This is a genomic window from Chryseobacterium phocaeense (genome assembly GCF_900169075.1).
Lineage (GTDB): Bacteria > Bacteroidota > Bacteroidia > Flavobacteriales > Weeksellaceae > Chryseobacterium > Chryseobacterium phocaeense.
The window spans coordinates 284,577-299,919 of the sequence record NZ_LT827014.1 but is presented as its reverse complement, the minus strand read 5'-3'; the positions used below and the strand labels follow the sequence as shown (position 1 = coordinate 299,919).

The following is a 15,343-nucleotide window of genomic DNA, read 5'->3' as shown; positions in this document are numbered from 1 at the left end:
AGAATGGGAGTCCCGAAGGGACGATTTAACAAAGAATAGGATAAAATCCTATTAATTAATAAAAATGAAAAATTTTGTCCCCACAAATCCCACAAATTTCCACAGATGATAAAGTAGTTTAATTGATTTTTGGTATAAATAAAAAAGCACCCAATCGGGTGCTTCTCTTATCTTGAATAAATTCTGCCTATTTTTTTCCCAAACCAGTGCACTCGCACCAAGAATGGCTGCATCAGCTTCATCCAGCTCACTGAAAACCAATTTAACCTTGTTTCTGAAGATCGGAAGAAGGTTTCGTTCCATGTGAAGTTTTGCGGGTTTCAGTATAAAATCACCCGCTTTAATCACGCCACCGAATAAAAGAATAGCTTCCGGGGATGAAAACATCACGAAATTAGCCAAAGCTTCCCCCAGTTTCTGTCCGGTATACCTGAAAACTTCTATCGCGATGGGATCTTCTTTCAGGGCACATTCATGAACTGTTTTAGAATTGATGGCTTCTTCAGGATATTGATTCAATATCGATTCCGGAAATTCCGCTCTCATTTTCTTGGCTGTGATGGCAATTCCTGTCGCTGAGGCATAGGCTTCCAGACTTCCTTCAGATCCTGTGCTCCAGTGCTTTCTTCCGCCTGGTTTTACAATCGTATGGCCCAGCTCTCCCGCGAAACCGTCATGTCCGTAGATCAGGCTTCCGTTGGATATAATTCCGCTTCCTACACCGGTTCCCAGCGTGATCATAATAAAATCCTTCATCCCTCTTGCGGCTCCGAAAAGCATTTCTCCAAGAGCTGCGGCATTGGCATCATTGGTGATGGTGCACGGCAGGTTGAATTTGGCCTTCATCAGATCAGTGAACGGGATTAAACCTTTCCACGGTAAATTTGGGGCCTGTTCTATGGTTCCTTTATAGTAGTTGGCATTAGGTGCACCTACACCTATTCCGTCAAAGTTTTTCTCTGTACCATGTTTTTCGATCAGGGGAGAAACGTGCTCGTAGAGAGCATCGATAAAGTCTTCCACTTTCTCATATTCATCGGTTTTCAGACTTCCTTTTTCAAGAACTTCCCCGCGGTGGTTTACTACTCCGAACTTGGTATTGGTTCCACCGATATCAATTCCGAGGGCAACCTGTTTTGATAAATCTATTAATGACATTCTATTGATACATTCTAAAGGGTTAAAATTATAAAAAAGATTGTATTAATGGATTATTAAGAAAACTTTTATTTAAAAAACTTTTAAGCGGCCCTGGCCGGTTTCTTTTTTCTTCTTCCCCACCATACCAGAAAACCTGTGACAGGCAATGATGCACAGATCAGGCTGACAATGAATGCAATGATCTTGGTAGGGAGTCCTAAGATGGCTCCCACGTGGATATCATAGTTGGCATTCACTGTTTTTTCACCGAAGTTTTTATCCTTCGGATCATGGGTATGAAGAAGCTCCCCGGAATTCTCATCAAAGATCAGGCTGCTGCTCTTATGATAAGAGTAGGAAAGGTGTTTTACATATACTTCGAAATTCGGGTGCTCATGGTCATCCATATGCTCGTGTCCAAGGTCAATGGAAAATCCGAAGGCATCCGGATACTTTTGTTGTACGGTATTAATGACTTTATCCAGCGTTCCTTCATTTCGAAGTTCTATCGGGGCTTTTGTTTTGATGTGGGAGAAATCCGGGTATTTTGTTTCCCCACCCGAGAATATCACATAAATGAATGCCTGGACCACGAAATACGCATAGAACAATCCGGTAATGGAAAAGATCAGAGCAAAGATAGACGCATAAAAGCCCAGTACATTATGAAGGTCATAGTTCTTTCTCTTCCAGCTTTTGATATTTTTCCATTTGAATGAAAAACGCTGTTTTCTTGCAGCTTTGTTTTTAGGCCACCAAAGCACAATTCCTGTAATCAGCATGATCACAAAGATAATTACGGGAATTCCTACTACATACGGGCCCCAGTCCTGCTTCAGCAAAAAGCTCCAGTGGATCATTTTTACAATATTGAAGAATCCCATTCTTTCATCATAGGTCCTGAGTACTTTTCCTGTGTAGGGATTTACATAAGCCGCTTTATAGACCGGAAGCTCATCAAAATAATTCCAGGCTTTGGTGTTATGCTCATACCAGTAAAATACATAGGACATTTTTTTGTCAATGGGAACATTCACCCAGTGGATAGGATACTTTTCCTTTACCTGTTCCGCAACGGATTTCTCCAGCATGCGGATGGGAAGAACCTTTTTCTGCTCTATATGCTGCTCATTATGGTAGATCACATCTTTCCTGGTGATGTTTTCTATTTCGTCCTTAAAAACATACAGTGCTCCCGTAATGGAAATAATGAAGATCAGAAATCCAATCCCCAGACCAAACCACAAATGCAGTTTGGCAGACCATTTTTTAAAGAAACCCGGTTTTTTTTTATGATGATGTTTTTTCTTCATATCGCAGTTCAAAGTCTTGCAAAGATAGGTTTAACTTTTTATTTAGATTAATTAAAATTTATATTCAAGCATCAGAGTACCTCTCGCTCCCGGTGAATTCACGAATTCACTGTCACGGGCAGACCACCATGCAATGGCCGGCTGGTTCATTCTGTTGAATATGTTTTCAACCCCCAATGATACTTTCCAGTTTTTATTGATTTCGTAGCTTGATTTGAAATTGAAAACGGTGTAATCCGGAACATAACCTTCTCCGTATACGAACAATCCTGTTTTGGCATTGGGCTGGAATCTGTCCTGCTGGAAAGCGTGAAGCATATCAAGTCCTAGGGATAAAGCCGGAATTGGTCTTGCCTGAATGTAAGCAAGTACTTTCGGGGCAGAAATCCTGCTGTTATTAATTTTTGCGGAATAATCTCCATCATCTTTTATAGAAGTGATCCCTTCCATCCAGCTGTAGCTTCCTCCAAAATTAATCCATTTTGTTGGAGTAAAATGCAGGAATCCTTCCACACCGTATACAATTTCCGGAGATCTCTGGATCATTAGTGCCCTGTCCGGGCTCTGTACAAATGAAGCACCTAGTTTTGATGTACTTACATATGAAGTGACTTCATAGTTGATCCACTTTGAAATCTGTCCTGTGGCCCCGAACTCGTAGTTGTTTACGATGATTGGTTTTGTTTCCAGATTCTGGATGGTTCCCTGTGTGGAGGTTCTCAGGATTCTCCCCAGTTCATTGATGGAGTAGGACTGGGAGAAGCTTCCGAACAGGTTAAGGAAAGGTTCAACATTATATCGAACCCCTAAATTCGCTACCAATGCATTGTATTTTAGTTCACCGCCGGTCACGAAAATACTGGTGGTGAAGGTTCCGTCACTTTTAATGGAAGAAAGGGTGTTGAAATCTCCTACTTTTACGTTCATATTCTCATAACGGAGACCTCCTTTGATGGTTAACTTTTTCAGTAAATCAATTTTCACCAAAACAAAAGGGGCAAGATTGGTCATATTCATGTCTGGCGTCCAGTAACGGCCGTCTTCCAGCTTCTGCACGGTCTGGTCATTCAGAATATCCATTCCGTACATAACTTCTCCTTGCGAGTTGGCGGCATTCCAAAGCTTGGTATCAAAGTTGAAACGGGCACCATATTTTTTGGAAATTACGTTGGACTGTCCTCCTCCGAAAAAGGTATCGCTATATCCGTACACCGTTCTGAAATCCTGCATATAAGCATTGAAATTCAATGAGGTGGTTCCCCAGAAAAGATTCTGGTTATCATAATTGATGCGGAAATTATGGTTTCTTGGAGTTCCCTGTGGAGTGGTTTCAAGGTTTTTTCCTACGCCTTCACCAATCGTTGGGGTGATGCCGTATTTACCGGTTTTCAACCCTAAGTTGAGGTCAGATCTTGATGAATACCCGATGTAAGAGGCTTCAATTCTCTGGTCGTTATTGATGTTGTAGCCTACTTTCAGCATTCCGTTGTAGTTGTCCATCTTGGCGGTGCTGTACGTTGGCGTAAGATATACTCCGTCTGCATCTTTCATATAGCCCGTTCTTTCATAGGCCAGAGAGAATACATAATCAAATTTGTTTATTTTTCCGGTTAGGAGCTGGCTGGCTCTTACACCAAAGGTTCCTCCATAAGGCTGTCCTGTAAAACCAACCTGAGAAATGCCGGAAATTTTCTTGTCGGACTTGCTTCTTCTGGTGATGTAATTGATAATTCCCCCATCGGCACCGTTTCCGTAGATGGATGATGCCCCTTTGATCACTTCAATTCTTTCAATCACCGAAGGATCAATGCTTCTGATGTCTCTTGCCCCATTTCTTAATGGAGTAGATTGTGGAATTCCGTCAATAAGGACCAGAACCTGTCTTCCTCTCAGGGTTTGTCCCGTGTTTGAGGTCTGCCCGGAATTGGTTCCTAAACTGGGAACCGTATACTGAAGTATGCTGGTAATATCTGAATTAACAGTCAGTTGAGATTGGATCTGCTTTTCTGCAACAATGGTTACTGAGCTTGGTATTTCTTTGATGCTTTCTTTTTTCCTGGAAGCTGTCATCACAACTTCATCTACGTTGTTGGTCTGCAGGCTGTCTTTCACCTGTGCAAAAATCGTTGCTGATCCCAAGCATGCGACTGATAATAGCGCTTTTTTCATTATATTTTCTTTCCTTGTTTTTTTTGTTTTCCCCACCATACCAGAAATCCTGTCACAGGAAGTGAAGTACAGATGAGTCCGGTGATGAACCATAAAATTTTTCCAAACAGCCCAAAATAAGAGCCTGTGTGGACATCGTAGTTAGCATTGGCATATTTTTCGGCATTGCTCAGCTTCTGATGAGGTTTTTCTGCCAGTAGTTTCCCGGAATATTTATCGAAGATCAGCGTGTTTCTTTCGCTGTATCTGCCTTCCTGTCCGTAGATGGTAACCGGGATATTTTTTAATTCCTTTCCTTTTTTGTTTTTTCCGTTTAAGGGAATCCTGAAGCTGGAAGAATGTGGATACAGTTTTCTGGTTTCCTGAGCCGTAATGTCAAAAACAGAAGCATTTTTTACCATCAAGGAGTCCGGAGATTTGATTTCTTTTTCTTTCGGGATCTCCAAGGATCCGGATAATGCCAGGTTGAAGGTGTTTTTTACATACGGATACGCAAAATAGATTCCTGAAATGCTGATCAGCAGGGCCAAAAATGAAGCATAAAATCCTAAAACATTGTGAAGATCGTAGTTTTTCCGTTTCCAGGTCTTTACATTTTCCCAGCTGAACCAGAAGCGGCCTTTCCTTGCTTTTTTGTTCTTCGGCCACCACAGAATAATTCCGGTGATCAGCATAATGATGAACAGAACGGTAGGAATTCCTATCACATATGCTCCCCAATCTGATTTTAATAATAAGCTCCAGTGGATGGATTTTAAAATAGGAAACAGGTCATATTTTTCATTGTAAACGGCCAAAACTTTTCCGCTGTACTGATCTACATAGACCAGTTTATTGATTTTGACTTCCTGAAAATAGTTCCAGCCTTTTTTGCTTTTTTCGTAGTAAGAAAAGCGGTAAGATTTGTTTTTATCCAAAGGAATTTCCACCGCATTGATCGGGTACTTTTCATTAATCTCCAGACTTACTTTTTCCTTAAGAATGCTTAGTGGAATTGCTGATGTTTTTGTTTCTTTTACATACATAGCTTCTTTCCTCAGAACACTCTGTATTTCATCCTTGAACACATACATCGTTCCGGTAAGGGCTACAATGAAAACAATGATACCAACGGACAAACCAAACCACAAATGCAGTTTGGCAGACCATTTCTTTGTCCCGGAAATTTTCTTTTTATGGGGATGCTTTTTCTTCATAGCAAAAAGTTAACCTCCGAAGAGGCTAACTTTTGATTATTTAAAATTTATATCCTATTGATAGTCTGAAATTTCTTGGAGCATCTGCCTGATAATAGTAATAGTTACCATATGGAGATCCCGAGTATAAGTATCTGTTGAATACATTGAAAACATTCAGTCCGACTCTGAACTTAGAATTTTCCCATGAAGCGCCGGCATCAAATTTTACGTAATCTCCCATCTGTTGGGTATTGGTTCCTCCCCAATCCCAGCTGCTTCTGTCTCCAAGGTAAGTTCCTCCGAAGCTTAATCCGAATCCTTCCAATAATCCGTCTGTGAATGTGTAGTTCAACCACCCGTTTGCCGTATGTTTTGCATATCCCGGTACTCTTTTACCTTCTGGATTATTTTTAGGGTCGTTAGATTCTATAATTTTATTTTCAGTGAATGCATAATTGAAGATTGCATTGAATCCTCTTGTGATTTCACCTTTAAGATCGAACTCTACTCCCTGTACTCTTGTTTTTCCAAGCAAAATTGAATATTGTTCGCTTGGGCTATTAGCAGGATCGTTTACAGTAGCATTATTTTTTATGATATTATAGGCTGATACCGTAGTATTCCATTTGCCCCCCAACCAATCTTTTTTTACACCGATCTCCATATTATTCCCTGTAATAGGTTTTACAGTGCTACCATCTCTGAAAATAGCTGCCTGAGGAACAAAAGCCTGATCATATAGACCATATACAGACATGCTTTCATCGATCGAATAGCTAATACCGATACGAGGCGTTATTTTGTCTGCTTCAGATTTGGTTCCGTAATTATTCTCTTTTACATTGGTATAACGTGCAGCAATTGTAAGTCTTAGTTTATCATCTAAAAAGCCCAATTCATCCTGTAAATATAGACCGGTATAATTCTGTTCAATAGAACTTCCTGATCCAGCTCTTACAGAAAGAGGAGTACTTTTGTCGAAAGGCTTATAAGTGCTTGAATTGTTAGGACCATAGTACGCTCCCGTACCGTTGACATCATAATTATTTGTATTCAGATTATACCAATAACTGTAATCAGCAACTGTATTCCCCGGATCTGTTGCTGTTGGAGCTCTGTAATCTCCATTAGCATTGAATTTATCAAGATTATATCCCTGAGACCAGTCTGCCATATATTTTTTGCTTCCTAAATCCAGACCGGCTAAGATTTTGTGAGAAACAATACCTGTTTTCGCATAACCATTTAAGAATACCTGTCCAAACTTCATGGTGTTGTCTGCTTCCCAGTAATTTAAACGACGGATCATGTAGTTTCCTTCAAAATTACTTGGCCAGATATCACTTCCCATTGTGTATTCATTTACATACGTTAACTGAGACGTTAATTTCCAATTTTCGTTGAAATTATGCTGTAAATTAATATTGACAGTATTATTATCAACTTTCGTCGGATCAATGCCCGGATCGGTATGGGTGTAGCTCACTGGTCTTGTGGCATAGCCATCAAAGCTGAAAACATACGCAGAACCTACTTCAGACATTTTAGCTTTCTGATAGATGTACTCAGCGGTTAAAGTCGTTTTATCTGTGAGATTAACTTTCAACGAAGGATTGATGATATATCTGTCATTGAACTCATAATCTCTGAAACTGTTTTTATTCTGAGCCATCAGATTCAATCTGAAGGCCACTTTATCAGTGATCTTCGTATCAACATCAGCCTCTCCTCTGTACATATTGAAACTTCCCAATGTTACCCTTGCACTTCCGTTAAGAGAATTTCCGGTAGGTTTCTTGGTTACAATATTGTAGATTCCGCTTGGTTCACCGTTTGACATCAAGAATCCGGAAGGACCCTTAATGAATTCAATATGGTCTACAAAGCTCATGTCCTCGCTTAGTGGGCCCCAGTTGGAAGTTACATTTACACCATTCATGAAAGCAGCAGCTCTCGAACCTCTCATGTTGACTCTTGTATACATATCTCCCCAGTGTTCCAGTCTTTGTGCTCCTGCAACATTTCTCAGTACACCGTCGCTTAAAGTGGTTACCTGCTGGTCTTCCAGTGCTCTGGAGGTAATGATAGAGATATTCTGAGGGATTTTGATGAGGTCTTCATCCAGACGGAGAGAAGATGAACCCTGTTTTTCTACATACTTTTTATAATATTTTCCATTCACCACAACTTCCTCAATATCATTGGATTTGATGGTGTCTTTTTCCTGGGCAAAACTTAACAGAGATGTTAATAATGCGGCTCCTATCGTTATTTTTTTCATTGTAAATTGAGCTGAAAGCTTCCGAAATTAGTGTTAGAATTTATAAGTGAAACTTCCTAAAGCATTGATAAGCGTCTGAGGATTTGCTGTTGTAAATCCTACCCAATAATGCTGGTTGGTGAAATTGTCAACCTTTACACCGATCCTGAATTTCTTAGTATCATAGAAAGCACTTGCATTAAGGACTAAATAGGATGGAAGGATAAACACATCTCTTCCTGTAACGGTGTTATTTGCTCCTAAAATATTATTATTCAAGATGGCATTAGCGTTAGCATAGTTTCCTCCCAAACCAAAGCCGAAACCTTTTAAGCTTCCTTCAAGAATCTGGTAACTTGCGTATATGCTTGCTAACCATGGTGAACCTGCAGTTCCTGGTCTTCTTCCTTTCGTTGCCGCATCAGATTCTATATATTTTGAGTCGTTATAGCTGACGCCTCCTACTAATGATAATCCTTTTAATAAATAAGCATTTACTTCCAGTTCCACACCTTCACTTTTCAGTTGACCAGCCTGGGTCTGAAGAGCGTTTGCTCCTGAATATCCTGTTGTAACTAAAGAGTTTTTTACTCTGATATTGTAATAGCTTAATGTTGCGTTTACTCTTCCCTTGAAGATGCTTCCTTTAAAACCTCCTTCAAACTGATTGGCTCTTTCAGGATCAGATAAAACAGGATCTACTCCGGCATCTGTAAATATGTATCCATTGCTTTTGAAACTGTTCTGATAATTTCCGAAAACAGAGAATTTATCTTTTACAATTTGATAAACTATCCCGAATTTTGGAGAAAATGCAGACTGATTGTATGCTTTTATATCATTTATCCATAGTTTTCCACCTTTGAAATCATTACTTTCATATCGTACGGAAGCCATTATATTTAAGCCTTCAGTTGGAGTAAATACGTTAGAAATATAGCCACTGTATGTATCCTGATCATCTATCTGATCATAGGTACTTTTAGGTAAATTCTGGTACGCCTGAGCTAATGTATCAGAATTAAATGTTCCTGCATAATCATAACCATTTGCTGGGACATCAGGCGTTAAAAAACCTTGTGTAAAATATACATAGTGCAGTCTGTTCTTAATCTTCATAAAATCAAAACCAACTACAGTTCTGTTACGCATATCATTTCCAAATTTATAATCGAAATTAAAGTTCTGCTGAACCTGGAAATATGTTTTTTTGCTGTTATCTGTTGACTGATCAGCTCTTTTTACATAAATGTTATTGTCTAACGGATTTACAGTCACTCCAAAATATGGATTATAGCCGTTTGAAAAAGTATAGGCGGTACTTATGTTAGTTGATGATCTGATATGTTCATCAATCTGATAGTTAATTTGCCCTAAGATATTTCTTACTTTTGAAGTAGTATAAAGACCTTTTCCTGTATAAGACTGTTTGTAATCCAATCCTAATTTTTCCAGGTCTTTCATATTATCAACATTGGTATATGGATCTCCCGGATAATTTGGGTTCTTTTTAAGGTAGAAAAATGATTGCTCGGGATTTGCTCTTGTATCAAACATTTCATAATCCAGGCTTAAGCTCAGTTTATCGTTGACTTTATACAACAATGAAGGAGCAAAAGCAGTAAATGAATTTTTGGCATCCGTTTTCTGGAAAGTTCCGCTGTTTGTATAAGCTGTGTTTAAGCGGAACATTAATTTTTTATCATTAGTCACGGGTGTATTGACATCCGCTTGCGCTCTGTAATAATTATAACTTCCCCCGATTAATGAGATATTTCCTTCGAATCTCTCATGAGGTTTTTTTGTAACTCTGTTAACGACCCCTCCATAAGAGGTTACATTACTACCAAATAATGTCCCGGACGGGCCTTTCAATACTTCAAGCTTTTCCACATTCACAGCATCAATAGAAGTTGTAACCGGTGCCACAAGACCATTTCTTAAAGAATTGTTGGATGTAAATCCTCTTAAAGATATGTAAGCACCACCATCTCCGGCTCTGTTTGTAGCACTCCACATTTTTTGGATACCTGTTACATTTCTGTAAGCATCATCTACCGAATATATCATTTGATTATCAAAAAATATTCTATCTACGGTAGAGTAGGACTGTGGATTTTCAATAGCCTTTAAAGGCATTTTATTAGTATACTCTGAATCTTTTTTAAGGATAGAGTTGATGATAATTTCTTCTATATTTTTAGAATTAACGCTGTCTTTTTCCTGCGCTAAAGCAAAGACCCCTGACAGGATAGCTATGCTTAATATTAGTTTCTTCATTCAGTAGTAAGTTTATTTTAAGTAATGTTTTATAAAAAAAAATAGGGGGATGGATAATGTGAGCCATCCTAACAGATCCCAAATGCCGTCACCCAGCAGTGCTGCAATCAATCCGAATAAAGAAAGAAAAGCCAGGAGGACAGGCATGCCCCAAAGTTTTAAAAATGTGTTTTTCATCTTTATTCGTCTTTTAAAATGAGTTTCCACTGTTGTTTTTCTGCCTTTCTTCTTGCAATCCACAGATACAAGCCTGTGATAAGAACAAGAATCGTAAAGACATCAAAAACCGTCCAGATAATTTTAAGTACCATCCCACCATAGTTTCCAAAGTGAAGCGGTTCAGAAATAAAAAGTGCATTCACATACCAGGGCATATCCCGCGAATCTGTTACATCTCCTGTTTTGGCATCTATAAGGACCGGCTTTAATAGTTTGGACGTGAGCTCCGTATTGCCGCGCATAAAAACGGCATAGTGGTGCTTGCTTGTAAATGGAGTTCCTGGAAAAACAATGACGGATACTTTCATATCAGTGATGGTTTTCTCAGCAGATTTTTTGGCTTCTTCCAGAGAACTGAAATTGCCGGTTAAAGGTTTTTGGTTTTTATATGGAGCGGTCATTTCCGCCAGTTGCCCTTGTTGCCAGAGACCTAATATTACATCTGAAAGCGTATTGATCACACCGGTAAATCCTACAACCGCCATCCATGCAGTAATGGCAATTCCTAATAAATTATGGGTATCCAGCCATTTAATTCTTTTTGATTTATTTTTACGGACCATTCCGAAGTCAAATTTTTTCATAATGGGACCATAAAGAACAATCCCTGAAAGAATAGAGACCATGAACAGCATTCCCATCAGTCCTAGAAAAAGTTTTCCTGGAATTCCCAGAAACATATCGGTATGAAGCTTTAGAATGATATTCATGAAGCCGTCTGTTTTGGGAGCTCCTAAAATTTCCCCGGTGTATTCATTTAAAACTAAATATTTGCTTTTTTCGTAAGGGGCATCCGGTTTATCTACAATATCGAAAAGAACTTTGTTTTTTTCATTTTCGTCCCAGAAAACATACCTTACCTTTTCTCCAGGATATTTTGACTCAGCAATTGTTGCCAGTTTATCGAGGCTTAATTTTTCCTGACCTTTGGACACAGCTTCCTTATTATCCTCCAAAAGATGTTCAATCTCTTCGTGGAAAATTAATGGTAGACCTGTTATACAGAGATACAGCAAAAAAACGGTACAGATAAGGCTTGTCCATTTATGCCAATTAAACCAGCGCTTTGCAGTTTTTAGCTTCATGAAGCAGTCAAATTTTCTGCAAAGATATTGTTTTTAATTGTTCTAAATAAATAACAGAATTGATATTTATCATGAAATTATTAGGTGCTAAATAGCAAAACCCTGCTTCAGCAAGTACTGAAGCAGGGTTTTTATGAGATTTTATTATTAATTCCTTAAGCAGGGATTTCTCCTTTGAATAAGAAAGAGATAATTTCTTTGTTCATTTTGTCTACCATTTCACTGAAAAGGTGGAATGATTCCTGTTTGTAAATCACCAATGGATCTTTCTGTTCGTAAACGGCACCTTGAGAAGATCTTCTCAGGTCATCCATTTCACGAAGGTGAAGTTTCCAGTTTTCATCAATGATAGATAGAGTGATATTCTTTTCAAAATCGTTGATCAGGCTTTCACATTGAGTGTCATAAGCTTCTTTCAGATCAGCTACGATAGTCATTGTTTTGTGTCCGTCTGAGAAAGGAACCTGGATCATTTTAAACATAGATCCCTGATTCTGGTATACATTCTCAATGATAGGGAACGATTTTTCTTTCAGTAAGTTCAGCTTCATTTTGTAATCTTCCTGGGCAGCTTTGAAAACAAGATCTGTCAGTTCAGGAATCTGTTTTCCTTTGAAATCATTTTCAGAAACAGGAGATTCCATCGTGAAGAATTTAATGATATCGAATTCGAAATCTTTATAGTTTCCGGTAGCTTTTCCTTTGGCAACAATAGAATTGGCTACATCGAAGATCATATTCGTTATATCATATTTCAGGTGATCCCCGAACAGAGCATTCTTTCTTCTCTTGTAGATTACATCACGCTGCTTGTTCATCACGTCATCATACTCAAGAAGTCTCTTTCTAATCCCGAAGTTATTCTCTTCTACTTTCTTCTGCGCTCTTTCGATAGATTTGCTGATCATAGAATGCTGAATCACTTCACCTTCCTTATGACCCATTCTGTCCATCATTTTTGCAATTCTTTCAGAACCGAATAAACGCATCAGGTTATCTTCAAGCGACACATAGAACTGAGAACTTCCAGGGTCTCCCTGACGTCCCGCTCTACCTCTCAGCTGTCTGTCCACACGTCTTGAATCGTGTCTTTCAGTACCGATAATGGCTAAACCTCCCGCTTCTTTTACTTCTTTGGAAAGCTTAATATCCGTACCACGACCCGCCATGTTGGTGGCGATGGTCACTACGCCCGGCTGTCCTGCTCCGGCAACAATTTCCGCTTCTTTTTTGTGAAGTTTCGCGTTCAGTACCTGGTGTGGAATTTTTCTTAACTGAAGAGCTTTAGAAAGTAATTGAGAGATCTCAACAGAAGTCGTACCCACCAATACTGGTCTTTGTGCTGCTGTTAAGCTTTCAATTTCCTCAATAACGGCGTTATATTTTTCACGGTTGGTTTTAAAAACCAGATCCTGTCTGTCATGTCTTAAAATAGGACGGTTCGTAGGAATTACCACCACATCCAGTTTGTAGATCTGCCAAAGCTCTCCGGCTTCGGTTTCAGCCGTACCTGTCATTCCCGCAAGTTTGTTGTACATACGGAAATAGTTCTGAAGCGTTACCGTAGCAAAGGTTTGCGTAGCGGCTTCAATTTTTACACTTTCTTTAGCTTCAATCGCCTGGTGAAGACCGTCTGAATAACGTCTTCCTTCCATGATACGACCTGTCTGCTCATCCACGATTTTTACCTCGCCGTCAATTACCACATACTCATCATCTTTTTCAAATAATGTGTATGCTTTCAACAGCTGGCTCATAGTATGTACTCGCTCAGACTTTTCAGCAAAATCAGAGAAAAGTTTTTCTTTAGCTTCGAATTCCTCTTCTTTAGTCAGATTTTTTGCTTCCACTTCAGCGATTTCCGTTCCGATGTCCGGAAGAACGAAGAAGTTAGGGTCAGAATTCCCCTGAGACATATATTCTACCCCTTTATCGGTAAGATCCACCTGATTGTTTTTCTCTTCGATAACGAAATAAAGGTCTTTATCTACAATCGGCATATCACGGTTGTTGTCCTGCATGTACTGCGCTTCAACTTTCTGAAGCAAGGCTCTGTTTCCGCTTTCCGATAAGAATTTGATTAATTGTCTGTTTTTTGGAAGACCTCTGTATGCCTGAAGCAGTTTGAATCCGCCTTCTTTGGTATTTCCAGCCCCGATCAATTTTTTGGCTTCGTTAAAAATAGTGGAAACCGTTTTTTTCTGTACTTCCACGATTCTGTCGATAGAAGGTTTAAGAACATCAAATTCCTGTCTGTCTCCCTGAGGAACCGGACCTGAAATAATCAATGGTGTTCTTGCATCATCTACCAATACGGAGTCAACCTCATCCACAATGGCAAAGTTCAGTTCTCTCTGTACGAGTTCTGAAGGGGATGTTACCATGTTGTCTCTCAGATAATCGAAACCGAATTCGTTGTTCGTTCCGTAGGTAATATCCGAGTTGTATGCTTTTCTTCTTCCGTCCGAGTTCGGCTGGTGGTTATCGATACAGTCGATAGACATTCCATGGAACTGATAAAGCGGCCCCATCCATGCGGAGTCCCTTTTGGCAAGGTAGTCATTCACGGTTACTACGTGAACTCCTCTTTCCGGAAGTGAGTTTAAGTAAATAGGCAATGTTCCTACCAGAGTTTTACCTTCACCGGTTGCCATTTCGGCAATTTTACCGCTGTGAAGAATAACCCCTCCGATAAACTGAACATCATAGTGGACCATATCCCAGACTACAGGAGTTCCGGCTGCGTCCCATGAGTTTTTCCAGATTGCAGTATCTCCCTGAATTTCTATGAAATCTTTACCCGCAGCAGCCAGCTGTCTGTCCCAATCGGTTGCTTTGATGCGGATTTCTCCGTTCTGAGCCCATCTTCTTGCCGTTTCTTTTACCAGGGCAAAAGCTTCAGGAAGGATTTGTGCCAGAACTTTTTCTTCAATATCGTAAGATTCTTTCTTCAGAGCCTCAATCTTTGAGAAAAGAGCTTCTTTTTCATCTACATTAGCTGAATTTTTTATCTGCTCTTTTATCTGTTCTATCTGCGCTGTGATTTTGCTGGTAGAAGACTTTATGTTCTCTTTAAACTCAGCAGTTTTTTCTCTCAGCCCATCATCAGATAACTGTTGAATGGCTGGTTCTACAGCTTTGATTTTTGTTACAACTTTTTTTACTTCTTTTAGGTCCTGCGCTTTTTTGTCTCCCAAAAACCCTTTAAGAACTTTGTTTAAAAAACTCATAAATTTTCTGCTTTATGCTTAAAGCAATATGCTTTAAGCGTTTTACTGACACGCTTATCGTGTGAATTTTATATATAAAAAAGGGCAAAAAAGCTCTAAGCAGACTGCTTAAAGCTTATTGCTTTAATTAATATTCGTCTTCGTTCCAAAGGAAATCCTCGTCGGTAGGATAATCACTCCAAACCTCTTCGATAGATTCATAGATTTCTCCTTCGTCTTCGATGGCCTGAAGGTTTTCAACTACTTCCATAGGTGCACCAGTTCTGATTGCATAGTCGATAAGTTCTGCTTTTGTCATTGGCCAAGGTGCGTCACTTAGATATGAGGCTAATTCTAATGTCCAGTACATAATTTTCTAATTTTTTTGCAAAAGTATAAAATTAGCTTATATTATATGCTTTTTTATACTTGATTTTCAATTCTTTTTGATTAATTTTTGTTCATTGTCCCGCACAGGCTGCATTACAGC

Annotated in this window: 9 protein-coding genes; all 9 read right to left on the bottom strand. The window is 39.2% G+C overall.

All coding sequences use genetic code 11. The annotated features are described in order from the left end of the window. Window positions 1-51 precede the first annotated feature (51 nt). On the bottom strand, window positions 52-1,158 hold the full coding sequence (locus B7E04_RS02795) for an ROK family protein (protein WP_228439795.1): 1,107 nt from the start codon (window positions 1,156-1,158) through the stop codon (window positions 52-54). Between the two features lie 83 nt (window positions 1,159-1,241). Further along, on the bottom strand, window positions 1,242-2,453 hold the full coding sequence (locus tag B7E04_RS02790; protein WP_080777277.1) for a PepSY-associated TM helix domain-containing protein: 1,212 nt from the start codon (window positions 2,451-2,453) through the stop codon (window positions 1,242-1,244). Between the two features lie 51 nt (window positions 2,454-2,504). After that, entirely contained in the window at window positions 2,505-4,622 is a 2,118-nt protein-coding gene (locus B7E04_RS02785) for a TonB-dependent receptor (RefSeq protein WP_080777943.1), read from the bottom strand. Beyond that, window positions 4,622-5,818 (bottom strand): PepSY-associated TM helix domain-containing protein, encoded by a 1,197-nt coding sequence (locus tag B7E04_RS02780; protein ID WP_080777276.1) that lies wholly within the window; start codon window positions 5,816-5,818, stop codon window positions 4,622-4,624. The genes B7E04_RS02785 and B7E04_RS02780 overlap by 1 nt, the downstream gene beginning before the upstream one ends. 40 nt (window positions 5,819-5,858) lie before the next feature. Continuing rightward, on the bottom strand, window positions 5,859-8,081 hold the full coding sequence (locus tag B7E04_RS02775) for a TonB-dependent siderophore receptor (protein ID WP_080777275.1): 2,223 nt from the start codon (window positions 8,079-8,081) through the stop codon (window positions 5,859-5,861). A gap of 33 nt (window positions 8,082-8,114) precedes the next feature. Beyond that, window positions 8,115-10,340 (bottom strand): TonB-dependent siderophore receptor, encoded by a 2,226-nt coding sequence (locus B7E04_RS02770; RefSeq protein ID WP_080777274.1) that lies wholly within the window; start codon window positions 10,338-10,340, stop codon window positions 8,115-8,117. Between the two features lie 179 nt (window positions 10,341-10,519). Continuing rightward, window positions 10,520-11,644, bottom strand: coding sequence for a PepSY-associated TM helix domain-containing protein (locus B7E04_RS02765; RefSeq protein WP_080777273.1), 1,125 nt, complete (start codon window positions 11,642-11,644; stop codon window positions 10,520-10,522). A gap of 155 nt (window positions 11,645-11,799) precedes the next feature. After that, window positions 11,800-14,874, bottom strand: coding sequence for a preprotein translocase subunit SecA (gene secA, locus B7E04_RS02760; protein WP_080777272.1), 3,075 nt, complete (start codon window positions 14,872-14,874; stop codon window positions 11,800-11,802). A gap of 127 nt (window positions 14,875-15,001) precedes the next feature. Next, complete coding sequence (locus B7E04_RS02755; protein WP_002662059.1) at window positions 15,002-15,223, bottom strand: DUF2795 domain-containing protein; 222 nt, start codon at window positions 15,221-15,223, stop codon at window positions 15,002-15,004. Between the last annotated feature and the right edge of the window lie 120 nt (window positions 15,224-15,343).

What these genes read in the sequence shown, in the direction of transcription:
- B7E04_RS02795 (WP_228439795.1), bottom strand. Translation starts at nt 1,158, where the DNA reads ATGTCATTAATAGATTTATCAAAACAGGTTGCCCTCGGAATTGATATC.
- B7E04_RS02790 (WP_080777277.1), bottom strand. Translation starts at nt 2,453, where the DNA reads ATGAAGAAAAAACATCATCATAAAAAAAAACCGGGTTTCTTTAAAAAA.
- B7E04_RS02785 (WP_080777943.1), bottom strand. Translation starts at nt 4,622, where the DNA reads ATGAAAAAAGCGCTATTATCAGTCGCATGCTTGGGATCAGCAACGATT.
- B7E04_RS02780 (WP_080777276.1), bottom strand. Translation starts at nt 5,818, where the DNA reads ATGAAGAAAAAGCATCCCCATAAAAAGAAAATTTCCGGGACAAAGAAA.
- B7E04_RS02775 (WP_080777275.1), bottom strand. Translation starts at nt 8,081, where the DNA reads ATGAAAAAAATAACGATAGGAGCCGCATTATTAACATCTCTGTTAAGT.
- B7E04_RS02770 (WP_080777274.1), bottom strand. Translation starts at nt 10,340, where the DNA reads ATGAAGAAACTAATATTAAGCATAGCTATCCTGTCAGGGGTCTTTGCT.
- B7E04_RS02765 (WP_080777273.1), bottom strand. Translation starts at nt 11,644, where the DNA reads ATGAAGCTAAAAACTGCAAAGCGCTGGTTTAATTGGCATAAATGGACA.
- secA (WP_080777272.1), bottom strand. Translation starts at nt 14,874, where the DNA reads ATGAGTTTTTTAAACAAAGTTCTTAAAGGGTTTTTGGGAGACAAAAAA.
- B7E04_RS02755 (WP_002662059.1), bottom strand. Translation starts at nt 15,223, where the DNA reads ATGTACTGGACATTAGAATTAGCCTCATATCTAAGTGACGCACCTTGG.